Consider the following 25,381-nt stretch of genomic DNA (forward strand, 5'->3'; position numbering starts at 1 on the left):
TCAGTTGGGGCGTGGAGCCGGTTTGGCTCCTCCTTTTCCCCGATGACCACGTCCGCTTCGACCGTTAAATCGACCGCCTTTTCCTGATGGACGTCCTTTACCGGGCGGTCGGCGACCGGGGTCATAAGCCGGACCGCTGCCGATTTTTTCCGGGAGCGGCATCTTGGGGACGGTTGCTTCAATCAGACTTTCGATCTGCCCGAAGCGTCGTTGATCCAATTCACTGATCAGGGTAATGGCTTCCCCTGTTGTAGCGGCTCGCGCGGTGCGCCCGACTCGGTGTACATAGTCTTCGGCGTCACCAGGCACATCGTAGTTGATCACCATGCCGATGTTTTCGATATCGATACCCCTGGATAAAATGTCGGTGGCCACCAGAATACGGGTCGTACGACTTCGAAAACGGAGCAGGACGTTTTCGCGTTCCTCCTGTGCAAGGTCGCTGTGGATAGCCTCGACCGGCAATTTGGCCTGACGAAGCTCCTTTTCCAATTGCTTGACCGTAACCTTTCGCGACGCGAACACGATCACGGTTTTGTCCGCATGTTGTTTCAGTATCTCGAGCAACAACGGTCCCTTTTGGGTTTCATACACCACATAGGCTTTCTGATCAACGCCGGCCGCGGGTTTACTGAGCGCGATGTTCACTTCGGCCGGGTCCTGCAGAATGCGCTTGGCGAGTTCCCGGATTTTAGGCGGCATCGTCGCGCTGAACATCAGGTTCTGCCGTTGCTTCGGGAGAAAACTGATGATGCGCAGGATGTCGTCGAGGAATCCCATGTCGAGCATCTTGTCGGCTTCGTCCAGGATCAACGTATCGAGCTGATCGAATCGGACATACCCGAGGTTGAGGTGACTCAAGAGTCGACCCGGTGTTGCGACGATGATGGAAGCGCCGTCGGTCAGCGCCCGTTTCTCCCGGTCGAACGACATGCCGTCGTTGCCGCCATAGATCGGAATCGAGCTGGCGTGGGTGAAATAAGAAAAACCCTGCAGGGCCTGATCGATCTGTAATGCCAGTTCACGCGTGGGCGCGATGACCAGCGCGGAGGTATGGGGAATTTCCTGCCGGGAGATCTTGTCCAGCACCGGAAGCAGGTACGCTGCGGTCTTGCCGGTACCGGTCTGTGCACAGGCGATCAGGTCCCGTCCATCCAGGATGAGCGGGATCACCTGGGCTTGTATGGGTGTCGGAGACTGGAATCCCATTGCGTCCAGGCCGTCCAGGAGGCTGTCGCATAGGCCCAGATCTTCGAAATAGTGTGTCGGTTGTTCCACGAAGCAAAGGTACGCCCTCCGAACGGTATCCCGAGCGGTATCCTTATCTTTCTACAAGCTATCGACTATGAAAACTCATTGTATCCGGCTCCGCCCTGGACAAGACTTGCGGCACGAATTGGAAGCATTTGCAGCTTCCAGCCAATTATCCGCAGCAGCCATCGTGACCTGCGTCGGCAGCCTGACTGTTGCCGCGCTCCGATTCGCATCCCGATCCGGAACCGATCATGTTCCGGGTCCATTGGAAATAACCTCATTGGTCGGCACCTTTTCCGTCTACGGTTCCCATTTTCACCTGACAGTAGCGGACGCGGATGGAAAAGCGTTCGGAGGTCACTTACAGGAAGGTTCGATCGTCCGCACCACCGCAGAAGTGGTGATCCTCGCCATGGAAGATGTCGCATTCCTTCGTGAAACTGATCAGGAAACCGGATACCGGGAGTTGAAAATCGAGCCCTTGGATTCCATTCGAACTCACTAAAAAGAAAGCCGGCTTTGGTGCCGGCTTTCTTTTTTTCTGCTAGATTACTGAAGAACGAATCTCCGGGAATCTTCCATCCCTTCCCCGCTGAGGCGCAGGAGGTAGATTCCTTTCGGAAGATCTGCGTCGGCAAGATTGAGCGGCAGGCGATGATGCCCGGCCGGCAATTCTTCTTCGCTACCTGTTGAATAGACGATTCGGCCATTCAGATCCAAAATATCCAGGCGAACACGGGCGTCCTTGGAAAGGCGGAATTCCACCGTAGCATCATCCAGAATAGGATTCGGATAAAGCGCGATGTCATAAATGGTACTGGCAGGATAGTCGTTGACGAATTGGGAAGGATCCGAAGCAACGGGGGTAACGCTTCCGGTTTTCTGGATCGTGAACTGATCCCAGATCGAACCGGCCGATGTCAGAAATTTGAAGTTGAGCTGGTTGCCCACCACATCGATGACAGCCGATCCATAATAAGTAACAGAAGAGGTATACATCGCATTGTGCGGATAGCCGGAGGTCGTGGAACCCTTTTGACCTGAGACACCCACCACCGCGTACACCGTACCGTAATAATTTGGCGAAGTCTTCGTATAAACACTCGGTGCTATGCCACTGCCACTGTTGACGGCCATGGTGCTGGTGTTGAATGTAGACTCGAGTCCAAAGTGACCGCGGATCAGCATGGAGCGTTCATAGGAGTGGCTGTGTCCGCTGAGAACGAGATCGACTTTTTTCGCTTCCAGGATCGGCATGATGTTCTGACGCATCTCGATCAACTCCGTTTCAGTATCGGAATTGTGTGACCCTTTGGAATATGGAGGATGGTGGAAATAGACGATGGTCCAACGTTGTGTGTTCGCGCTCAGATCATTGGTCAGCCAAGTTGCCATAGCACCAGTCGAAGAACGATAGGCTGAACTGTAGGACTCCAGACAAACGAAGTGAATGTTCGCGTAATTGAAGGAATAATACGCTTCCGTACCACTGGCCACGCCTCCCACTTCGCCTGCTTTGGGCATGGTGAAGTTGTCGTAATAGGGGCCGGTTTGCAATGCGGAATTCGCCGTATGCAGATCGTGGTTACCGGACGAAGGCCATACGACCCACTTCTTGAACTGATAGGGATATTGGTTGAACACATTCGTCTGATATTCCGAATCCGTACCGTCGTTATAGGCGTTGTCTCCCAACCACAACCATACATTGGTATGCGTAGAACCCGTATAGTTCCGGTAGGAATCGCGGACTGCACGTTGGTTAGAGGTGTTGACGCCGAAATCGCCGGTCGCCCAAATCCGCACAGCTCCGGTAGATCCAACGGCCGGATGGGTATAGAAATAGTTGCCGGTATCGCCCTGAAGGGTTGTCGTGGAGGTGCCGACAGAATAGAAGTACTTGGTATTTGGCGCCAGGCCCGTCAGTTGAATGACGTGCTCCGTCAACTGCGTCGAATTGGATACCGAAAGGTTGAGGCTGGAGGAGCTGGTTCCATAACGCACCCGTGTATCGCTCGCGATATTGGTCCGCCAGCGAATGAAAATGCTGCTGGTATTCGCCTGCTGCAGATACGGTCCGCGCGAAATGGAAAGTGTTGCGGTCGTGGTTTGGAAGATTCCGGAGGAAGACCAGTTTCCCGCCCCGGAGGAACAAACAGTTTGTACCTGGAATTCATACCAGGTGGTGGGCTGCAATCCGCTCAGTGCGCGTGAATTCGTCGTAGTCGTGACGGTCGTCCAGTTTCCGGAGTAGCGAACCGCATACCGTACATTATAACTCAACGCGCCGGATACCGATCGCCAACCAACCGTTGCGCTATTGTGCGTGATGAGTGTTGAGGAGAAGTAGGCGACATCAGCCGTTCCGCAGCTGGAAGAAAGCGTGGTGAAGGTATTGGTGGAACTATATGCCTGCGACGGCGCGCTTGCACAGATGCAACGGACAGCCCAGTCGTAGGATGTATTCGGAAGTAATCCCGTAAGTGTCAGGGTCCGCACGCTGCCCGGTGTCTTGACCCATACATAATTCGTTGTGTTGCGAACATTGTAGCGAACCATGAAGCTGTCAGCTGTGATCAGATTGCTCCAAGTCAGGGTCGCGCCATTGGCGGTGATGTTGGACGTGACATTCAGGTTCGGCGGAACACAGGCTACCGACTGATTCAGTGTCGTGAAGGATGCCGGAGTAGTTTGGTAAGCACCTGATGAACCGTTGTTACACCAGGTACGAACCTGCCACTGATACGTCAGGTTCGGATACAAGCCGGTGATGGTCGTGTTCGTACTGGTGCCCGGCTTGACCGTCTTATATAAGTATGCGGTTGAACCGGACACGTTGTAGCGGACAAGAAAACTATCCGCCGTTGTTGTCGCCCAATTCAGCTTTGCGCTGGTGTTAGTGATATTGGTCGTGCTGAGTCCGGATGGAACCAGGCATTGACCCCATGCATTCGTCGCTGCAAATGCGAGCAACAGCGTAAATGCTGCTGCAAATTTTCGTCTGATTGTGTGTTTCATAATCATGTTCGCAGGATGATTAGCCCGTCTCGTACGGGTATCACAAGTTAACGAAGTGTAACGGTCAAAAAAACTTTCTAATCGCTGAAAATCAGGCTTATTGCCCGTCTCTTTGGCGAAAAGATGAAAACAGTTGGTAGACGACGTCAGATTCGGGCAATGGCGGTTCCCATCAAGCTGTCAAGGCCTATGGGAACCGTGCAAAGCCGACTACTCTTTTGATATGCTAATACGCGATCCTGCAGAGTGCGCCGAGAACTCAGGCGCATACAAGCATTGCAATTGTGCGGGACCGCAGGTATAAGATCCTGATTGAAACGCACGCAGTGGATAACTGATCACGTAAGTACCTTTCTGGAGTCTCGGAAAGAAAAAGTGAGTTGCTGCATCACGGGTACTCTGATACCAACAGGTGCCGGATTGCCATCTGGTTTCGGATAGTACCTGCTCCGGCTCAAGTCCGCCCACGCGCGGATCCGTAAGGTGAACGTAGTCCATGTCGCGGTCAACCTGCAAGGTCATCCGGATCACGATCCTGTCGCCTTGCAAGACTTGGGTTGAGTCGGCGAGTGATTCCAGTACCGGTCCGCTATTTCCGGTCCGTTCAACAAACACGGCTTTGGTAATGCTAAAGGGTGCCGCCGTACTACGGACCATATCCATTCGTTCGGTATACTGCCAGTAGAGTGCGCCCCAGGAAATGGAATTACCCGATTGCGGACGGATTTCAAGTCGGGAAAACGCTGACTGAATGGCGTCACCCGCCCAGCTTCGTTCAATCGTTCCGGTTCCTGTTTCGGCATCGGAGGTAATATCCAGCATTTGTTCTCCCAGTCGAAGAACAGCGGTATTCTTGTGCTCAAGCCAATCGGTACCACTATTCAGCAAAGCGAAACAGGCTTGAACAGTTGCTCGCGTCGTCTTCCAGTCTTGTGTTTGCTTTTGGCGAAGCAGCCAGGTCTTCAGATCGTCCACAACGCTTGCGCCCGCTTTCGCTTCATCCAGCGCTTCGATCAGATTCGCTTGTGTTTCAACAGGCGCCGACCACCAGTAATAAGCCGGCACATCCTGCTTCCACCATCGCCCCTCTTCGGGATTGGTCAGTGATCGTTCCAGCAGCGATTCCACCATGGCCTTACGTAAAGCCTCGTCACCTCGTCTGACGGCAACGCGCAGCAACATCGACTGGCTGAGCAGGGGCAAACGGCTCCAACGTATCTGAGCCCGCTTATAGCAGTAATCCAGTTTGGATTGCAGTTCTTTCCCCGCTTCCTGAACAAAGCAGGATCGCACGAACAGATAATGCAGATCTTCAATCGCGGCGGGCAGTGTATCATGCCCTGCTAGTTTCTCCTGTTCACGACAATGTGCCATAAACCAATCATCCAGAAACCGTAAAGCCTGTTGTGTCATCTGCTGTGCATCCCGGTTCAGGGTTAGGTCGAGTACGCCCATCCTGCTCATCCGGCCCATGCCTTCGACAATATAGCGCGTGATGTACTCGTCTCCCGGCATACCTTTGAACCATGACCAGCTTCCATCCGGATGCTGCGACTGTCGCAAGCGGTCCAGCGAAGTTTGCGATTCGCTTCGTTGCCGGTCCAGGTCGAATAACAAACCGATATTTCGCTTGCGTTCGGATTCATCCCGTGCTGCGAGCAGCCAGGGTGTTTCCTCTAATGCGATCTGCTTCAATTCCGGATTTCGTTCCAATTGGGAAAGCAGTGCCTTCGGTTCGGCGTTTCGCCAGCGTGAGAAAATCGCTTCCAGGCCCGGGCGCCTTTTCAGGATAGCTGCGGAAACCGTGTTCGAAAAATACCGGGAGAACAATTGTTCGGCACATTCATGAGGATACTCCTTCAGGTACGGTAAAGCCTGGATGGCAAACCAGACCGGGTCGGGGGTGTACGAAAGAGTGAAGGCGACCGGTTTCAGGGAGGCGCTCCTGTTTTCCTCCATGGCCGCAAACCGTACCGTACGGGTCGAATCCCCCCGGACCACAAATGGTTTCGCCTCAGTGATCAGCATCCGATCCGAAAGCACCGGCAGGAGGTGTTCTTCGCCGTCGCTGCTGCCGTTCGCAGTAGCCACGATCCGCACCACAACCGGTTCCATTCTTTCTGGTATCTGAAGTGAAAAGGTCCCTAGAGCGCTGCTGCCGCTTTTCGCCGTGACCGTTTGTATCCTCTTGGTATTGCCAAAGAAGTCGTCCACAGGTTGCCGCGTAGCCGCATCCAGCAAGGATAATTCCAACTGGATACTGAGGCTGGATTCGCCCGGAAAAAGATTGTCAACCCTAACCGGAAGATCAACACGGTCACCCGCACGTAAGAAACGCGGAAGATTGGGCATGACCATGATGTTCTTCTTCGTCACAACACTTTCTTCGCGATAAGCTGTACGCAGTTCCTGATCGTGACCCAGGAGCATCAACTTCCATCGTGTAAGCGCTTCCGGACTGTCGAACTCGAGCAATACATCTCCGTTCGCGTCCGCTTTAAGTTCCGGGAAAAAGAATGCGGTCTCCTGTAAATTTCCTCGAATAGGTTGTTCAACGGATTCGGTCGATCCGGTTTGATTCGGGATGGCAGGCACCGGCGCCTCCGCTTTGTCTCCCAAAGCCACTTCAGAAGATATGCTTCCCTTGGGTTTTGCCTCACCGGCGACGGCGGTTTGGATCATGACCGCATCCATGGAAACCGCATCCAGAAAATAGCGACGTGACCATCCGGAATAACCAAACCAATTCAACTGGTCGTATTCGCGCCAGCCTGATGGCGGAATTTCGTACCATTTAGTGGCTACTGTGTTGCCCTGAATCGGGCCCGAGAAGTATGGTTGGACGAATTGCGTTTGAGCACGTGTGCCATGGAAGGACGTCTGCCACGAATGAGGCAGGATTGCATCCAGCGATGCGTCGTACAAGTTGGCAAGCAATTCCGCATTAGCCGGCGACTGGTCCGGGTTACGAAGCCGGATCTTCCAACGCTCCAGCTTACCCGGCTCCAATTCGCTGCGAAAAGTCTCGAGCTGGATGTCGAGCTTCTTATCCGAATGCGGCACTTCGACCGTATGATGAAACGAATAGACACGGTTTCCGACGGATGTACTCAGATGTATCGAGAAATTACCCCGATCCTGTTCCCGGACAGGTTCCAGCATGGATGTTTGTGTGCCGTTGGTCACGATGGACTTTCGTGTCACGATCTTTCCTTCACGTTCCACTTCATATACCCAATGTACTTCCGGCAATCTGCTGCCGAACAAGATGCGTACCGAAGATCCCGGCTCCGCCTTCGCCGGACTTGCATCAAACCAGGCAAGCTCAGGGGTCGGAACCGCTTCACCTGCCGGGTCGAAGAGTAGAAAGTGCCGGACCTCTTTGGCTTCTTGTCGCTGAGCATTGATCGCCACACATTCCAGTCGGTACCATCCAACCGGTAGATCTTTCAATTGTCTCAGATCAAGGATCGTGTCCAGGCTGGTGTCAAAGGTCCTTTCCACTACCTGCCGTTGTTGCTCCCAGGATTCCGGTTCGACGCGGTTGTCGTAGACATCCAACGGAAATCGTTGTGAGAAATCCTGTTTCGTCAAAGCGTATTGATCGGGTGCGGGCCATACGCGTGGACGCAGGGTACCTTGTGGATCGCGCAGTTGCCATACCCGGACAACCGCATTGGCATTGACGCGTTGTTCATCCAGATTGGTTGTTATAACCGGGTAACTTGCCGCATCGTCTTTGGCGATTCGCTCGGGCAGATTCAACACCACCCGAAGCGGAACATAGGCGACGGGTACCTCACGCTGAGCGGACCGGGTTTCTCCATTGATGTCGGTGACATCCGTTTCAATACTATAGGTATACTCCGGGCGATCTTCCGGTTTCAATTGCGCATCGGGAATCGCGTCGAATTCGAACCTGAACTTTCCGGCATCGTCGGTTGCTACAACGCCATGTGCAATCTCCTGCGCATTGCCGGCAGGGAACATCTTCCTCGGCCCGAAATACCATACCGGTAAGCGTGACCGCCGATGAACACGATAATTCACACGACCATTCTGGATTGCCACACCGGTATAGGCATTGGCTGATCCGGTAATAACAAGCCGGTCTCCGGGCCTGGCTGTGGAACGCGTCGGATCCAGTTTCACTTCGAACGTCGGGCGCTTGTATTCCTCGACTTGAAACCTGCAGAAACCCTGGCCTTCCGAAGATTGAAGTCGCCACGAGCCGGACATCCTGCCGACCGGTATACGAAACTGCCCATGCACACTCCCAAACGAGGAAGAACGGAGTGAAACCGAATCAACTACTTCATTGTTCGGGTCGATAAGACGAACCGTCACGGGGAGATTTGGTAAGATCGCTGAGGTGACCGCTCCCGCGTCCATCATCAATGCTTTGAAGTAGATGGTCTGGCCCGGCCGGTAGAGCGACCGGTCCGTGAAGAAAACATCCTTTCTATAAGTCGCCTTCTCCCGCCTTTGCTTGTGGAGATACAGCGTCTGACCGTCAGTATGGAGTCTATCCTCCCCGGCTATGATCGTGATTCGGGAGGCGTACGTTTCATCGCTGCCAGGAATGACAATGGAGCCGTCGGGACCCGTTGTTCCGACTGCCACTTCATGCTCTGTATATACATGCTTGCGGTAATCGTATTGCTCGGTAAATAACCGCACGCTGGCACCCGGAAGAGCGCGGCCACTCACGCCGTCGGTCACGAACATTTCCAGCGCGGCATCATCCGGACGGCGGATGCGTAACGTAATCCGGCTTACCTGAAAATCGGCGTAAACGACCGCCTGACGATCCGTCGAGAAGCCAGGGGTGGTAGCGAGTAACACTGCATACCTTCCCAACTGAAGTGCTGGAAATGCCTCCTCGATCCGATGATTGTTGAGATCGGTAGACGAAGGAAGTACCCAGACACCTTCCTCTACAACCGGCTGCCGCAGGTAGCGCCGCAGGCGTTTTTCTTCGGTCTGACGTTCGTTCTCGCGTTGCAGGGATTCGAAAAATGCATCATCCAGGCGAACGATCTTATACCAGACGGAATCCACATTGCGGTAATTCAACGAACTCAGGATCGGTCGTGCTGGCAATTGGGTCTTCTCCAATGTCAACCCGAGATCCGGTGCAAGAAGCTGGGCGCGTAAGGCCTTCGCGTTAAGCCCTCCCTGCGAATAGGGGAATCGACTGATCCCCTCTTCACAATAGGCAAATGCCCGCTTTCGATAGGCCGCGCAACTGTCGGTGTTGCTCTCATTGCGGTCGCAAGCACGACTCGCATACCAATCGGCAATCGCGAAAAGCGCGTCCGAGGATCCGGGAAAATTGCGGTAGCGGTCCGCGATACGTTGAACCGCCTTCAGGTACAAGGTGTCCCGATTCGCAATGGTCAGGCGGTCGTAAACAAACCGGAGTCTTTCCAGGTCCAGATCGATATATGCACCCGGATGCGTATCGTCCTGATGAAAATCCAGCAGGTCCTGTAAAAGGCGAATAGCTTGAAAATCGAAACTCAGCGTGTCTTCCGTCTTGAGGAGGAAATTGAGAAAAAGGTCCGCTTCATTCAGATAGAATGCGCTGTTGATGGAAAAGCTTTGTATGGGACGCGTCAGACCGCTCTCTTCCTGTTTATAGAAATCGATCGCTCGGTGAGCAAGGAAATCATAGAGACTCGGCCGGAATCGTCGGGCTTCGGCAGTGTTGCCTGGAAGCAGGACCGGATCGAAGCTGTTGACCTGAACACGCTTCTGATCCGCCGCATTGATCAGGGATGCCTGGTAGGCCGCATGGGTCTCCCGTACAAAACGGGCGACGTCCCATTGTGCCGGATCTGCCGTACTGTCTTGTGCACTGATGCCGCGATCGAGGATGCGATAGCGGTTTTCCTGGTAGTAACGCCACAGCAACTCCGCCTTCATACTGAACAACAGCGGGCGCTCCGGAAAAACAGCGGCATCGATCTCTTCCTGAATGGTCGATAGGTTTTTCGCCAATGCGTCTTCCTCGCGGTAATCGATGAATTTCATCCGGTAAACCACCGCCTTCACCAATTCGGCCGACTGGCTCTCCTGCCGCGCTTTGTCTCGGATCGACTCTGTGACGATCCGGGCGGATTCCGTCAGACCCAAGCCTTCAAGTGAATCCAGCTTTTGCCATAAGGCCGCATAGCTTGCTCACCCGGATTTGGGTTGGGCATTTGCAATGGAGGTAATGCCGAAAATATTCAGCAGCAATAACAGAAGCCGGAGGATGTAGGGACGCGTCATATCAGTAGGATTGGCAATAATAGAGACCGGAGCGGGCCGGCTTCCACAGCATGGTTGGCGCAAAGTTCACTACAAAAAAACGGCCGTGACAAGTATCACGGCCGTTTGAGGATCGATTTTGTAAACACTTTACTGTCGTATGACCGGAACAGTCTGCTGGTCACCATCTGATGATATACGCAGCAGATAGAATCCGGCGGCAAGGTCTTGCATACCAAAGCGAACTTGCTGAGATCCCGGACTCATTTCCTCGCGGAACTTTCGAATCAATTTACCGGTTCCGTCGCACAGTTCGATCAGGACTTCTCCCGCCTGCCGCTTCTCCCACCGAACCAATAACAGTTCGTGTGCCGGGTTGGGGAATACGCTGAGGGCTTCCACTCCGCCACCAACCGGAAGAATACCGGTTATGACGTTCACGAAGATCGAGTCCGTGGCTTCACAACCGTTGCCATCGGTGACGAGCACCGTATACCAACCGGTTATGCCGACTTCGATCGTCTGCGTTGTCTCGGTGGTAGACCATGAATAGTCTGCAAATCCTGCCCCCGGATCGAGAACCGTCGTTGATCCGCTCTGAATAGTCACGGTGTCAGCACCGAGGCTGATTACAGTAGGGGTGTAAATGCTGGCATCAACAGGTACCGCCGTGCTGGGACAGCTTACACCGGCTACGGCGTAATAGGTCGTCGTGGAGTTCAGGAATGGCGTCTGGAAGCTGCTTCCCGTTCCCACTACCGAACCTCCGGATGCCTGATCGTACCAGGTGATCGGGTCGCTGGAAGAAGCCGTCAGCAAGAGCGAAGCCGGCTCACAAGAACCAGCCGGGGTAACAACCGGCAAGGCAGCAATGGTACTAATTACAGCCGACACATCCACCCGGATACTGCGGCAATCGACACCTGCCTCTGCATAATACAAGGTAGTAGTCGTCAGCACCGGTGTTGTGAACGTACTACCGGTACCCAGCAGCGTACCTCCGCTTGCCTGGTTGTACCAGCTCACCTGAGATCCCGAGACGGCGGTAAGCGTAACCGTTCCCGGTCCACAACGTGTTATATCCGCTACAATGGGCGGATCGGGAATCGCCAGCACATTGGCCTGCACCGGCACACGGGTACTGGTACAGGCGCCATTGGTCGCTTCCACATAATAAGTGGTGCTGGATGTGATGACAGGTGTGGTATAACTGGCTCCGGAACCCAGGAGGTTACCACCGATGGCTGCATCGTACCAGCTCATCGGGTCGGTACTTGTTGCACTCAGCACAACACTTCCCGCGCCGCAGGTGGAGGCGTCTTGTCCTACCGGAACTACCGCTGCAGTCAGGATGGTCACGGTGGCCGGAACACGATTGCTACGACAAGCGACTCCCGCTTCGGCATAGTACGTGGTAGTCGCGCTCAAGACGGGAGTCTGGAAGGATGAGCCGGTACTCAAAGCGGTCCCGCCGGTGGCCTGATCATACCAGGTTACCTGTACCGGAGATGTCGCAAGAAGTATGGCCGATCCCGGGCCGCAGATAATGGCGTCCGTAATGACAGGAACCGCGGGTTGCGTTTCAATGATCGCCTGAACAGGAACGCGCGGACTGGTGCAGGTGCCGTTACTTGCTTCGACGTAGTAAACCGTTGTCGTGTTCAGCATGGGCGTAATGAAGGTGCCGCCAGTTCCGACAACCGTGCCGCCTGTGGGCTGATCATACCAGGTCATCGTTCCATTCGAGGAGGCCGTCAGGGTGAGGCTTCCGTCACCGCAATTGTTTACATCCGACGCGACAGGAGTGGTCGGTGCGGTAAGAATCGTTGCTACAACCGGAACACGAGCACTGCGGCAAGTATTTCCCGCTTCGACGTAGAAGGTCGTTGTGGACGTCAGTACAGGAGTGGTGAAACTCGAACCGGTACCCAGTTCTGCTCCGTTCGAGGGGACATCAAACCAATGCAGGTCGGCTGTCGCAGTGGCCGACAACGTCACAGCGCCTTGTCCGCAACGGCTGTCACCGGTAGCAACCGGTAATGCCGGAGTGGTTTCAATGAAGGCATATACGGTATCCCGAACGCTCCGGCAGATGTCGCCGGTCTCGACGTAAAAGGCGGTGGTAGCGCTTAGTGAAGGCGTGTTATAGGACGCTCCGGCTCCGACCTGTGTGCCACCCACAGCTTGGTCGAACCAATAGATCGCTTCCGGTGAACTGGCAAGCAATACCACGGATCCCGGATCACAGCGTCCTGCATCGGTAAGCGACGGAGGAGACGGAATCGGATTGATCACTGCCTGGACCAACGTGCGCGAGCTGCGGCAGTAATCGCCGGCCTCTACATAGTAATTCGTCGTGACGCCAATCGGCGGGGTGGTAAATGAGGTGCCGGTGGCCAACTCCACGCCGCCAACCGGTACGGAATACCAGTGGATCGTTTGAGCGGCACTGGCGGTCAATGTAAGGGAGCCGGGGCCGCACTGTGTCGCGGAGGTCGTTGTCGGTGCGACCGGTACAGCCAGGACAACAGCGTTGACCGGCACACGCGGACTGCGACAAAAGGCTCCCGTTTCTACATAATAAGTCGTAGTACTGTTCAATACCGGAGTCGTATAGCTACCACCGGTAGCGAGCGCGGCGCCTCCTGCCGGTACATCAAACCAATAGATCGTATTTCCTGCCGTGGCCGATAGTGTCAGGCTGCCGGAACCGCAGATGGTGTCGGATTGCGTCGAAGGACTCGCAGGCACCGGAAGGATCTCCGCATCGGCCGCTACGCGTACACTGGGACAGCCGGCATTGGCTTCCGCGTAATAGGTCGTAGTACTGCTGATGACCGGTGTGGTGAAGATGGAGCCGGTTGCGAGCAAGTTGCCGCCGGTCGGCGCATCATACCAACTGATCGGGTTCCCTGCCGAAGCGGACAGGTTAACCGTTCCGGTACCACAACGTTGTGAACTGGTCGTGGATGGTGGAGAGGTGGTAGTAATCGAGATGTTCAGTGGGACGCGTGCACTCGGGCACGTAGGTCCGGCCTCCGCGTAGAATACCGTATCGGTGGTAATCAGACCGGTTGTAAAGCTGGGGGTAGTGGCGATCGGTGTACCTCCACTCGCAACCGAATACCAACGAATGACGCCGGTAGTGTCAGTAGCCGACAGCGTCAAGGTCGTGGGACCACAGATGAACTGATCTGTTACGGTCGGAGCGGCGGGAGCCTGACCGATTGCTACTGTGGCGCTGACCACATTGCTCGGACAGGTATCGCCGGCAACCAGGTAATAGGTCGTGGTAGTGCTGATGAACGGGGTTGTAAAAGTATTGCCCGTGGCCAGCAGGTTGCCGCCTGGGGCATCGTACCAACGGATGTAATCATTCGACGTGGCGGTCAGCGTAAAGGTACCGGGATCACAACTGCCGATCGGCGCGACCACCGGATCAGTGGCACGGTCGTGCTGGGTTATGACAACCGAGTCGGAGACTGCCGTGCAGCCACCGCGTTGAACCAGTACGTCATACTCACCCGCATCGGTGATCGTAATGGTCGCGTTGGTTTCTCCGGGTAGAATAACGCCGTCGCGCCGCCATTGATATGTGTTGCCGGTACCGGATGCTGAAACGGTCAGTTGCGTGGATTGACCGGTACACAACAAGGTGCTGCCGGAAAAATTCACGGTGGTGTTCAGCGGAACGAATGCCTGTCCGGGCGATCCGCCGATACAACCGACGATCCAGTTGTTATCATCGCTCGGATCTCCGCTGAAGTTGGCACGTTCGTAAGTGTAACCGTCACCGTCGGCTCCCGACGGCCAGGGTGCGACATCCTGATAATAAAGCATAAGGACAAGGTCGTCACGCCAGTCTGAGAGGCGGATCTGATCTTCAGAATTGCTGAAGTTGAAACCCGTCGGTCCGATCACGTTCGCAACTGAAGGATGCTGGGCATCGAACTTTTCCATGTCCTCTGCAATGACCAGGTAGCCATTTGCAGGGATCGTTGTACCGGTCGGGAAAACATAGCGATGGTTGTCCTGGGCATCGCGAATGCTCCAGCCCGACAGGTCGATCTCGTAGTTTCCGTTGTTCTTGATCTCTACCCAGTCGCCCGCATCGTAAGCGGAGTCCGAATTGAAATTGATCTCCGAAATATCAAGGTCGGGAGTCCGGGAAGAACCGTTGAAGCGCGCGGTTATGGTCTGCGAACTGGTGAAGTTCGCGTTGGCGCTTTGATTGTGATTGTGACTACCAAGCGTCGTTGAGGAGAATTCATCGAACGTATAGCCAGGATTCGGAATGGCCGTCACCGTTACATTGTTGCCGCGGAAATAAACGCCGGACCAGGGATAGGTGGCGGGCGTGATCGTACTGATCTCGATCCTTCCCGCGCCGGGAGGATCCACTTGCAGGGTAAGCGTCACCTGCGAAGTCAATCCGAACTCGCTTTCGATCTGGTCGCGGGCGTACGCGGCGCGCCTGCGAATGAACGTTTCTGCTTCGTCGATATAGTCCTGCCAATCGGAATTCGTACTTCCCCACTGCTGGAAATGTTGCTGCATATCATGCGACATTTCCGACTCATATTCCTGAATGATATTATCAAGGCTGTCTTCCAGGAAGATCGTGTTAATCAGATCCGCATAGCGGTTGATGAAGTAATTCTTGAACGTCGGGTTATCCGTAATGGCGTCGAACATATTCGACGAATTACTGAAGGCCGAGGGGTTAAGCGCCATACCCAGGCGGTTTTCGGTAGGAGAAGCACCACTTAAACCACAACCAAAGTCAAGGTCATAGACCAGGTAGCGCCATTTGCCTCCTGCCTCCCGCGGCCGCCATAACTTGATGTTGTTCGTCCAGTCACCGATCCAATCACCATTGTTGTAATACGTCTCGGCAATGAAGTAGTCCGCATAGGCTTTCAGGTCCAGGCGCGCATCGATGTAGTTGTAGTAGGCCTGTGTAGACGGGCTCTGCGTTGTGGCGTAGTTATACAAAGCCCAGAAGGATGTGTCGGATCCTTCTTTGATCGTCATGGTGCTGCCATCCTCCTTCAGGTAGTCGATCTCGTCCGACTTATAGCCGAAGTTGTTACCGATCCAGTTACCATCATGGTTCTCATGGTTGGTATAAACTCCCCAGAACTCGCCGTTCAAAAAGAGTACGACCGGATCGGCGGCGAGGTATCCGGAATACGTGTTTTTCAGGCCACGCTCCATGAACGCGTCGCGGAAGTGAACTTTGTTCCAGTCGGTACCCGAGTTGCGCAAGACGATATCGTCTGTCTTATCCAGCCAGGGTTTGGTGGAGTACATCGGCAGATTGATCTCGCCGGTGCCGTATTTGTCGCTCAACTTGATGTTGAAACTCTTCTGCGGCTTCGCCCGGCTATAGTTACCGTAGATCTCGATGTCCGCGTTGAATCGCAGGAGACGGTTCTTGTCCTTGTCCCAATATTCGATGGCTGCAGGCTTTTCCCAGTCTTGCCAGAAGTTGGCCCCGAAATAGGGACTCGAACTGCTCGCACCGGGGCCCATGACGTAAATGCCGGTATTGTAATCCCACAGGTTATCATAATCGGTCGTGATCGTCCAGATCGGCAGGTCGATATCCTCGTCGATGAAATAACTGTTGGTGATCGTCTGACTCGGCAACATCCCGGGAGCAAACACTTTTGCGCGAACGGTCTGCGTGGTGTCGATGAGCACAGAGGAGCTGTACAGGCGAGAAGATGTCGTGGGGTCGTCGCCGTTGGTCGTATAGCGGATCTGTCCTCCCGGTGTAGTCGTCGTCAGATTCAGCCAACGGGTGCTTGGATAGAATCCGGGCGACAGCGAAAAGATCGGGATCGATGCGTAACCACTATAGCAGGATGAGCCGGAATTACTCGCATTCGGAGTAGGAGTACCAAAAAGGCACCAGGAGCCCGAACCATCGGAACTCCGGCCCCAGGAATTGTCCAACTCGATATTGGTGTATGCCTGCTGATCAATGACGGAACGCGAACCATCGGTCAGGTAAACCGTCTCGCCGGTTCTGCTCAGTTTGAAATCAGCATTGTAGTAGTCGGTCGGCGGAACCCGGAACCAGGACGGCAGACTACCATACGTCGAGCCCGGCGACTTCAAACCGAAAGAAAGGAAAGGACGAGCGGTCAGGTCGTTCGAGCTGGTAGATTGGTTGTGCACTTCAACCGCAAGGACGTTGTTACCCTGCCGCAGGATCGTGCGGATAAAACTCATGTCGAGGTTGAAGGAATCCGGCTGAAGACCCTGGTAGATCTTCGCCTCCATCGTACCCGGAGCAAGTTCGTTCCAGGCCGGACGAACACCGGCAACACCCAGATTGACGCGTGCGATCTCGACTCCATTCAGGTAGGCCACAAATCCATCATCGTAATCCATCTGAAACACGATGCGTGCGATGTCGGAAGTGTCCGGCACATTGAATGTCTTCCGCATCATGACGGAGCGCGTACCGGACGCAACCGATGTTTGATCGTCGCCGTCGCCGTAGCCGATTCCACCCTGGCCCTGAGACCAGGCACTTTCGTTGAAGCCGAGATTACGCCAGTTGGTATCGATTGAATTGGACCCTACCGCGTAACGCCATTGCGTGCTGGCATTCACAGCCGTTTCCCAATGATCAACGAGTTCGGTTTTGTTGCGATCGGAAGCGAAGATCACCATGCGACCGTGCGCGGGGATCGTCGTGCTCGGGAAAATGAACTTGTCCAACTGGGTTGGATCATCGCTCAAGCCATAACCATTCAGGTTGACCGACGAATTATTCTTATTGTAAAGTTCGATCCAATCGTCCTTGTCACCATCGTCATTCGTCAGACCGGTGCTGTTGGAAGGACAGATTTCATTGATAACCACCTGTGCTTCAGCAAAAGCCGGAACGGACAGGGCAATAATCAAGAGAACACGAAGAGCCTTTTCGCGTAGAGTCAAGCGCATGTGAGGGGTTGAGAGAGGTGTGTTTCTATGGATGCAAAGTGGCAAATGAGAATCTTCATCTCAGTCACAAAATTAAACGGAAATGACCTCCTTTTTAAGCTTTTTTGACGAATGATTACAAAGACTGGGTGGAAAAAGGGCTCCTGACGGACAATGTCATGTCATCTCCTCCAAATTCATTAAAAATTCGCAAAAAATGGGGACCTTTAAAGGAGATTAAAATTATCAACAACATGTCCAGCAACCGTCGTGAATTCCTGAAAACCGCGTCCATGGCGGCTTTCGCTAGCCTTGGCACCAGTATGATCATGGGTAATTCAACCGCCCGGGCAGCGGAAAACCTGGTTCCGCACACCCCGGAATTTACCCTGCCGCCACTCCCCTATGCTTACGATGCCCTCGAACCGCACATCGATAAAATGACCATGGAAATTCATCATACGAAGCATCATCAGGCTTATGTGACGAATTTGAACAAGGCGCTTTCGGAAACAACACTGCACGCGGATAGTCTAGAAGAGATCCTCTCCAAGGTTTCGGGTTTGTCTCCAGCGATTCGTAACAATGGCGGCGGACATTGGAATCATTCCTTCTTTTGGAAATTGATGAAACCCAATGGCGGCGGCGCTCCTGCGGGTAAAGTCGCGGAAGCGATCAACCAGGCATTCGGTAGCTTCGCCGACTTTCAAAAACAATTCAACGAAGCGGCGATGAAACGCTTCGGCAGCGGCTGGGCCTGGCTGCTTGTGAATGGGGATGGAAAACTACAGATCGCTTCCACACCCAATCAGGATAACCCGCTCATGGACGTATCCGATACGAAAGGAAAACCCGTATTGGGCATCGATGTTTGGGAACACGCTTATTACCTGAAATACCAGAACAAGCGAGCCGACTATGTCGGTGCCTGGTGGAACCTGATCAACTGGGATCAGGTTGCGGCGAATCTGGGATGATTATGGCCTAACGGCAAAGAGGAACAACAAGGCATTGTTCTCCACCAGACTGTAATCCGAAGCTTCGACAATATTGTCTCCGGTCAGGTCTTCCGGCACATATCCGTACAGGAATGTTGTAACCGCATTCTCGATCCCGGAATAGTCGGTGGATTCGATCAAACCATCCTGATTCACGTCACCGCTCCAAATGCCGTAGCGACCGTCTTTCAAATCGGAAAGGTTGCTTCCGTAGGCTGTTGCAGCACCAGTAGAGAAGTCGTAGGTGATGGGAGAAACATTGCACAAGACGGGCGACGCGCTCCAGGTTTCCAGCGTGTTCCGTTGTTTCACCACGAAGTAGTACGAGTTACCCAGTATGGCCGAGGGAAACACGAAGCTCGCGTTCCCGGCGGTAGATACCGTTCCGATAGCGGTATGCAGGATAGTGTAAGGAGGCGAGGCGGATGCAAGCTCCGCCGTCACCGTATCGGTTACCGACGGTGACAACACCCCGATCATTTGACCGCCGCCCAGATAGAATCCTTCGATGTATAACTTAAGATTCAGTGTTAATCCGCTACCGTAGTTGAAACTACCGGCAGCATGGACAGCTCCGCAGGCACTGGTTAACACGGTTACCGGGCCGGTGGTAGCTGCCGGCGCGATGGCCGTGATCTGGTTCGGGCTGTTAACCGTATAACTTGTCGCCGGTGTTCCGTTGAACAATACGGACGTCACATTTACAAATCCGGTTCCGGTGATGACGACGCTGGTGCCCGAACCCCCGCTTGTTGGCGCAAAGCCACTGATCGAATGCAATGCCGAAATGTTTGCCGTCAGCACATTCGAGTTCACCATCGCTGTCGGATTGGCCATGGCAATGACCATGTTCGGCCTTCGGGTGGAAGTTGCGCCGGTTGCCTGCGTACACGCGCCCGCCCCTCCTGCCCCATCGGCCTGATAGTAGGCGCTCGCATTGAAGCCCGGAGAACTATAGCGGGTGGCGTAGGCGGCATTACCGACTACCTGATTGGAAAAGCAAATGTCCACAACAAGGTTGGAGGTTCCGTTCCAGGTAAAAGGCGTGTTGAATACATGCGTATTCGTGGCGCTTAAGGTCGGGGTGTAATTCACCGGACCATAAACCGTGGTGAAGGTTGGAGCTAGGAAGGTAGCAGATGCTGCGGTAGCGGTCGTTGTGCCGATCTTGATCGTATACCCGTTCAAGGTTGCCGGATCACCCAGTGTTGTACCGGTTGTGAATCCGATCGATGCCATATTGCCGGCCGAAAGGCCCAGCGCAGTCAATTCGCTCGCCCGGATAAGGTACTGCTGTCGGCCGTTACCGTAGTAGGTTGGGTACGCCGCACCCAGGCTGCTGGTTGATGCGTTGGTCGTTGTGGCGGTACCGAGATTCTTATAGGTCAGGACGGGACAAGTGGGTGTCGCGGTAACCGTACAGCTCACCGTCTGCCCATTCCCAAGTCCGGCACTGGAGAAGGTCGAGGCGCTGGCGCCCGCATTCGCTCCGTCAACTTTCCACTGATAAAATGTAGGCGTGCCGCCGGTTACGGTGGCCGTGTAGGTAAGTGTAGCGCCCGCACAGGCCGGGGCGGTTCCGCCGGTTTGTGCGATCGTCACTACCGGATCGCCTACTGCCTGCACAGCGACAGTGAGGGTATTCGAGTTCGCCGTCGGAGTCGTTACGCAGAGTGCGTTCGAGGTCATGATGCAACTCACTGTTTGCCCGTTGGTCAGCGAACTCGAACTATAACTGCCGCTGTTCGTTCCGACATTGGAACCATTCACCTGCCATTGGTAGGATGGCGTAGTACCTCCATTGACCGGCGTTGCCGTGAAAGTCGCCGAAGAACCGGCGCAGATCGGATTCGTGCCGGCCGTTTGCGCAATTGTAACCGACGGAGTTGACACGCTATTAACGGTCATGGTGATCGCATTCGAAGTAGCGGGGTTGCCGGTGACACCGGCTTGGTTAGAGGTCATGACACAGGTCACCACATCACCGTTGACCAGACTACTGGTGGAATACGTGGTACTGTTGGTGCCAACGTTCGTGCCATTTACTTTCCACTGATAAACCGGGGCGCTGCCTCCATTCGTCGGGGTGGCCGTGAAAGTCGCCGACGCTCCCGGACACATCGGATTAGAGCCACTTGTCTGTGCAATGAATACAGCAGCGGCATTCGAACAGTTTGGCAATTGGAACGAGTAGATGTGCGTTCGAGCAGCCGATCCGCCGGTAGTTCCGCCCATGTATTCACCGGTATACCAAAAGGTGATCCCATCCGGGTCCATCGATAACTGAGCATAATCACCCACACGATTGACCCCGGTTTGAGATCCGGTGCCCGCGATGACCAGCGATTCGGTGATCGGAAGGGTTCCCAGCGGATCACAGGAGCGACGTCCGGTATAATAAAGTCCGGGATATATTCCGGCCGAAGCGTCGGTTTTGATATAACCCATGCCGATGGATCCGTTATCGTCCATCGCGATACTGCCCATCCAACGAGTGGCGGCGTCAGGAAGGTAAATTCCTTCCTGATACATGGACCAACTCCCGGTAGATTGGTCCTGCCGTAATTCACACCACTTGATACTTCGCTGCGTCGCACTGATGTTGACCGCCCAATTGAGAACGATGGTATTGTAACCGCTCCAGGACTTCCATTGCGCCCGGTACATGCAAACGCCGCCGATGCCATCCAGCTTTTGTGTGGTTCCGGGTTGCGATACGTCATTCCAACTGGAATTGTACGAGGCGTCGAAGGTGGCGGTCGCCACATTCGCCGCCAGCGTGATCGTGGCAGTCGGTGTGGTGGGAACCCAGTCAACAGACATCTGATAAATGTTCACGGCATCGGAAAAACCAGCGCCCCAACCGTTGTCGGAGTACGAGAAGATCGGGCAGGGTGCGCCAACCGTAGGAAGTGTACCATCTGCGGCGTCACCGGGCAGCGGACAAAAGAAACCGGAACCTTGTGGCGGAGAGAAGCTCTGATAGACCGCACGGGAAGCCGCGTTACCGGCCAACATGGCGGTCCGTTCAAAGGCGAATACCTTTTGTGCCTGGTTGGACGTCATGTAATATCCGTCCGCCCAGACACCGAACTTCAGATAGTCCGGAAATGCCGGTGAAACGAACGTATACGTGTAGTAGGTTCCGGTGGGGTCGCCGGTCGTGGAAATCGCGATGTAGATCTTCCTGTCCGAACTCGTGCCGAACTGCGCCAGAAACCAACGGTCTGCGGCTTTGTCGTAGAGGACGATCGGATCGCCGGCGTTTCCTGTCGCCGGCGACCAAAGATTTCCCAGCGTTGCTGTTAAAATGACGCTACCGGTAGTTTTATTGTAAACCTTAAAGGTGGTCGAGTTGATCATCTGCACATAGTGCGATGGTCCGGCCGCACCGGAAGGATCGTAGGGACGAAAGCCCGTAGCCGTTTGTCCAGGCCAGCTGGTCAGCGGTGCGCGCGTGCCTACCGTACCCATTTTGGTTTGGATGGTAGCGGGGTCGTTCCCGTACTCAGGACCATCCGCCGCGGTGAACTTGAATCGCTGCGGTTTTCTGTTCTCGCGATCTTCCGATTCCTCTTTTTCGTAGGGCTTACTTTCATCGACCGGAAACTCCTTCGCGATTTCGCTTAGTGGGCGACTGATCGCAAATTCACTACAGGTTATGGATCCGGTTGGTGGAATGTTTTTGTTGCGTTGTGCCAGCAGGGATAGGCTGAATAACAATGCAGGAATCAGAACGATGATTCTTTTCATGGTGATGGTGATAACGGGCGCAGTCCGTTGCGACGAATGGATGACTACACGCGGTATGCGCGCAGTCCTATGGAGAAACTGAGAATAAGAATGCCGGTCGGTTCTGCTCAGGAATCGGACAGGCAGGTCGCAGAGAGTGACAAAAATAACCCGAATATGCAGGCGATGCAATGACCCGGCACCTTCTTATGTGTGATATACCGGACAGTGCGGGCGTTTCTGGCGCGAGAATACCGGATATTTTGGTTGGATCATGAGCCCCTCGATATTTCTTCCGGATCAACCGCGCAGGAGGATCCGTACCGATTATCCGCAATTCGGCGATAAATCGCGACTCCAAGGTGAGAAAAGCCGGGAATCATGAGTAACCAACCTAAAGGGGCCAACCAGATCATGGCACGCAAAGCCGACTGGTAAACGGCTATCCCTCGTTTGATGCGTCCCTTGTCATCAATGCCATGGATATCATAGAGTAAATCCTGCGCCGGAATGTGGAGCAATGGCCCGGCTTTCCCGAGCTGTGCACTTACCGGCAGAAAACGAAGGCGATGAAAGATGTCCAAACGGCGAGCAATACGCATCGCGCGCTTGCAAAACGAACAACCATCATCGTAATAGACGTCCATCGAATTCCGGGAGTCGCTGTCGGAGAAATGACGCGACTCTTTTCCTAACTATAACAACCTGCCGGGAGTCGGATTGTTTCACCCGACTGTGGATCGCCCGTTTATTTCGACTGGTTCACCAGTTGCAGAGCTGTCAGGAACAAGGTGATCGTTCCGAACACCACCGGGAAGACGCGGTAGTAGTTCTCACCCTGGAAGCGGCGTTTCTTATTGGGCTGCACATAGACTATGTCGTTCGAATGCAGCACGAAATACGGTGAAGAAAACAGTTCTCGTGAATACAGGTCTACATAATTATAGGTCTTGTATCCTGCGCTGTCGCGGATCACCAGCACTTGATCCCGGACACTAAACACGGTCAGGTCGCCGGCCATGGCCAGGGCTTCGGGCAGGGTGACACGTTCGTTCTGCACATTGAACATTCCCGGATGGGTTACTTCGCCGATCACCGTCACCCGAAAGTTGCGCAGGCTTAGTTTGACCGACGGGCTGACCAGGTACTTCTCCAGCCGGTGCCGGATGGTGTCGCGCGCCGCATCCGTATGTAAACCGGCAACCCGTAAAGAGCCGATGAAGGGTATTTGTATCTCGCCTTTCGAATCGACCAGGTAGCCGCTGACCATGGACGCCTGGTTGTCGGGTTGCTCGGAATAGTTGAAGTACTTACTCGCCTCCGGACTGGTACTGGTGACGAAAATGTCGAGAATGTCGTTAGGTCCGATAATCGGCCGGTAGGTGGTGTCAAGCGCTTTGAGCGTCGTATCCTGCTCGGTCGGCTGGAACATCAGGATATTCCGGTACGGCGTGCAGGAGGAGAAGATCGAAATCAGTACGACCAGCGGAACGAAGAGCCGCGACAGCTTTTTCATGGACATAGCGCGCCCGTAGCATAGGGCAATGGGTGTTTACTTCCAGCCCAAAAAAAAGTTTCGCGCCAGCTCAAAAAATACGGTTCACTTGGACTGATTCTCAACACTTACGTTATTTTCAGGAGTGCGACAAAACAGAAACAGGGCGGGTGGATAATCAAACACTGCTCACTCACACTGTTTCTTACACTTACACTATTTTCAGAAGTGTGAGTGTGAGAAACAGTGTGGGTGGACAGTAAAACACTGCTCACTCACGCTGTTTCTTACACTTACACTATTTTCAGAAGTGTGAGTGTAAGAAACAGTGTGAGTGAGCAGTCAAATGCAAATCACCCACCCTTATTCCGCTGCTTCTCATTCAGCGTGTCGATCATTTTGTATAACATCTTTGAGACCTCGACCAGCAGCATATCAAGGTCGGGGAAGTGTTTGGCGGTGGAGATGGCTACCAGGTCGAGCACTGCAGAACATTCAAAAGCCGATCCTCTGGAAATCACCAAAAAGTTCCTCCTGTCTGCCGCGCTGAAACGACTACTTCCCTCCGCGATATTGAGTACGATGCTCATCATGGCGCGTCGAAGCTGGTTCTTCAGGTCCTTATCAAGTCCGTCGATCGTCAGTACGCGGGTTGTTAGTTGGGTATACACCTCCAGTGCTTTTCGATAAACGATCAGTCCTTTGAAATCCATACCGCAAAACTATCCCAAGCTCCAGCCGGTATACAAACAATATATGCGGGATTGTAGGTTATAATTCCACTGTTCACTCGCACTGTTTCTTACACTTACACTATTTTCAGAAGTACAATAAAACAGAAACAGTTCGGGAGGGTAATCATACACTGTTTACTCACACTGTTTCTTACACATACACTACTTTCAGAAGTGCGACAAAACAGAAACAGTGCGGGTGGATGGTAAAACACTGCTCACTCACACTGTTGCTTACTCTTACACTAATCTCAGAAGTGCAAGTGTAAGAAACAGTGCGAGTGAACAGTCAAACACTGCCCACCCACACTGTTTCTCGCATTCGAACTATAAGCTCCCCCTCCTGGGCTCGAACCAGCCCCGATAGCTATCGGGGCTCTGATTAACAGTACTTCTCCATTAGTTTATCTATCATTTCCGGATACTTCTGAAGATTCTTGATGTAATTCGCGCTTTTCATCCTTTTGATGTGTGCCTCTATCTTCAAGGCATTCTCCATACACGAACAATCAATCATTAAGTACAATTCCCAGTCATTCGCTTTTGCAGTGAATTTTCCGCGTCCATACCCCTTAGTATTGTGCAGGTGCAGCCTGGCGCTTAGCGAAGTGGTAGCACCAATGTAAAATCTCTTCAGGCTTGCCGAATAAAGGATGTAAACAACCGCCTCCACGACTTTACTCAATTAATGATCCTCCTTTTAATATCCGGGTGTATAAACGAACAAAGCCACCGCAGAAATGCGATGGCTTTTGGGGCTCCGCCTCCTGGGCTCGAACCAGCCCCGATAGCTATCGGGGCTCTGATTAACAGTACTAATCTTTCCAAGAATCCCACGAATGATAGTAGTGCGACAAAACAGAAACAGTGCGAGTGAACAGTCAAATACTGTTCACCCACACTGTTTCTCGCATTCGAACTATAAGCTCACAAAAATGCGCAGTTCTCGAACGCCG

At 53.7% G+C, this 25,381-nt stretch carries 11 protein-coding genes; 2 read left to right on the plus strand and 9 right to left on the minus strand.

The genetic code is table 11. The features are described 5' to 3' along the window. A complete protein-coding gene (locus IPJ96_01130) occupies positions 1 to 1,209 on the minus strand; it encodes a DEAD/DEAH box helicase (protein ID MBK7908950.1) in 1,209 nt (402 codons plus the stop codon). 136 nt (positions 1,210 to 1,345) lie between these two features. Here IPJ96_01130 and IPJ96_01135 point away from each other — a divergent pair, with 136 nt between their 5' ends. Continuing rightward, complete coding sequence (locus IPJ96_01135) at positions 1,346 to 1,759, plus strand: DNA-binding protein (GenBank protein ID MBK7908951.1); 414 nt, start codon at positions 1,346 to 1,348, stop codon at positions 1,757 to 1,759. 44 nt (positions 1,760 to 1,803) lie between these two features. Here the strand turns inward: IPJ96_01135 and IPJ96_01140 are convergent, their stop codons facing one another. From IPJ96_01140 to IPJ96_01150, 3 genes are all read right to left on the minus strand, one after another. Further along, entirely contained in the window at positions 1,804 to 4,272 is a 2,469-nt protein-coding gene (locus IPJ96_01140) for a fibronectin type III domain-containing protein (GenBank protein MBK7908952.1), read from the minus strand. A 210-nt stretch (positions 4,273 to 4,482) separates the two neighbouring features. After that, the gene (locus IPJ96_01145; GenBank protein MBK7908953.1) at positions 4,483 to 10,410 is read right to left on the minus strand and encodes a hypothetical protein; all 5,928 of its coding nucleotides are present in this window, start codon (positions 10,408 to 10,410) and stop codon (positions 4,483 to 4,485) included. Positions 10,411 to 10,677: 267 nt separating this feature from the next. Further along, the gene (locus tag IPJ96_01150; GenBank protein ID MBK7908954.1) at positions 10,678 to 17,487 is read right to left on the minus strand and encodes a CotH kinase family protein; all 6,810 of its coding nucleotides are present in this window, start codon (positions 17,485 to 17,487) and stop codon (positions 10,678 to 10,680) included. 308 nt (positions 17,488 to 17,795) lie between these two features. On the opposite strand from IPJ96_01150, the gene IPJ96_01155 reads away from it, so the two are divergent. Then, positions 17,796 to 18,443: a superoxide dismutase gene (locus IPJ96_01155; protein ID MBK7908955.1), complete on the plus strand. Its 648-nt coding sequence runs from the start codon at positions 17,796 to 17,798 to the stop codon at positions 18,441 to 18,443. Here IPJ96_01155 and IPJ96_01160 read toward each other — a convergent pair whose 3' ends face one another. The 5 genes from IPJ96_01160 to IPJ96_01180 form a co-directional block, all read right to left on the minus strand. Next, on the minus strand, positions 18,444 to 22,217 hold the full coding sequence (locus IPJ96_01160) for an IPT/TIG domain-containing protein (protein ID MBK7908956.1): 3,774 nt from the start codon (positions 22,215 to 22,217) through the stop codon (positions 18,444 to 18,446). It abuts the gene before it with no gap. A 251-nt stretch (positions 22,218 to 22,468) separates the two neighbouring features. Further along, entirely contained in the window at positions 22,469 to 22,843 is a 375-nt protein-coding gene (locus tag IPJ96_01165; protein ID MBK7908957.1) for a DUF393 domain-containing protein, read from the minus strand. Between the two features lie 101 nt (positions 22,844 to 22,944). Then, positions 22,945 to 23,712 carry a polysaccharide biosynthesis/export family protein gene (locus tag IPJ96_01170; protein MBK7908958.1) on the minus strand — a complete coding sequence of 256 codons (768 nt, stop codon included), beginning with the start codon at positions 23,710 to 23,712 and terminating at the stop codon, positions 22,945 to 22,947. Positions 23,713 to 24,044: 332 nt separating this feature from the next. Continuing rightward, entirely contained in the window at positions 24,045 to 24,404 is a 360-nt protein-coding gene (locus IPJ96_01175) for a four helix bundle protein (GenBank protein ID MBK7908959.1), read from the minus strand. 403 nt (positions 24,405 to 24,807) lie between these two features. Then, positions 24,808 to 25,098 carry a GIY-YIG nuclease family protein gene (locus IPJ96_01180; GenBank protein MBK7908960.1) on the minus strand — a complete coding sequence of 97 codons (291 nt, stop codon included), beginning with the start codon at positions 25,096 to 25,098 and terminating at the stop codon, positions 24,808 to 24,810. Positions 25,099 to 25,381: the final 283 nt, after the last annotated feature.

Source organism: Bacteroidota bacterium, from assembly GCA_016713765.1.
GTDB lineage: Bacteria > Bacteroidota > Bacteroidia > AKYH767-A > 2013-40CM-41-45 > Pollutiaquabacter > Pollutiaquabacter aromativorans.

Coding starts and splice junctions, on each gene's coding strand:
- IPJ96_01170 (MBK7908958.1), bottom strand. CDS start 23,712: ATGAAAAAGCTGTCGCGGCTCTTCGTTCCGCTGGTCGTACTGATTTCG.
- IPJ96_01165 (MBK7908957.1), bottom strand. CDS start 22,843: ATGGACGTCTATTACGATGATGGTTGTTCGTTTTGCAAGCGCGCGATG.
- IPJ96_01160 (MBK7908956.1), bottom strand. CDS start 22,217: ATGAAAAGAATCATCGTTCTGATTCCTGCATTGTTATTCAGCCTATCC.
- IPJ96_01155 (MBK7908955.1), top strand. CDS start 17,796: ATGGGTAATTCAACCGCCCGGGCAGCGGAAAACCTGGTTCCGCACACC.
- IPJ96_01140 (MBK7908952.1), bottom strand. CDS start 4,272: ATGAAACACACAATCAGACGAAAATTTGCAGCAGCATTTACGCTGTTG.
- IPJ96_01175 (MBK7908959.1), bottom strand. CDS start 24,404: ATGGATTTCAAAGGACTGATCGTTTATCGAAAAGCACTGGAGGTGTAT.
- IPJ96_01130 (MBK7908950.1), bottom strand. CDS start 1,209: ATGGGATTCCAGTCTCCGACACCCATACAAGCCCAGGTGATCCCGCTC.
- IPJ96_01135 (MBK7908951.1), top strand. CDS start 1,346: ATGAAAACTCATTGTATCCGGCTCCGCCCTGGACAAGACTTGCGGCAC.
- IPJ96_01150 (MBK7908954.1), bottom strand. CDS start 17,487: ATGCGCTTGACTCTACGCGAAAAGGCTCTTCGTGTTCTCTTGATTATT.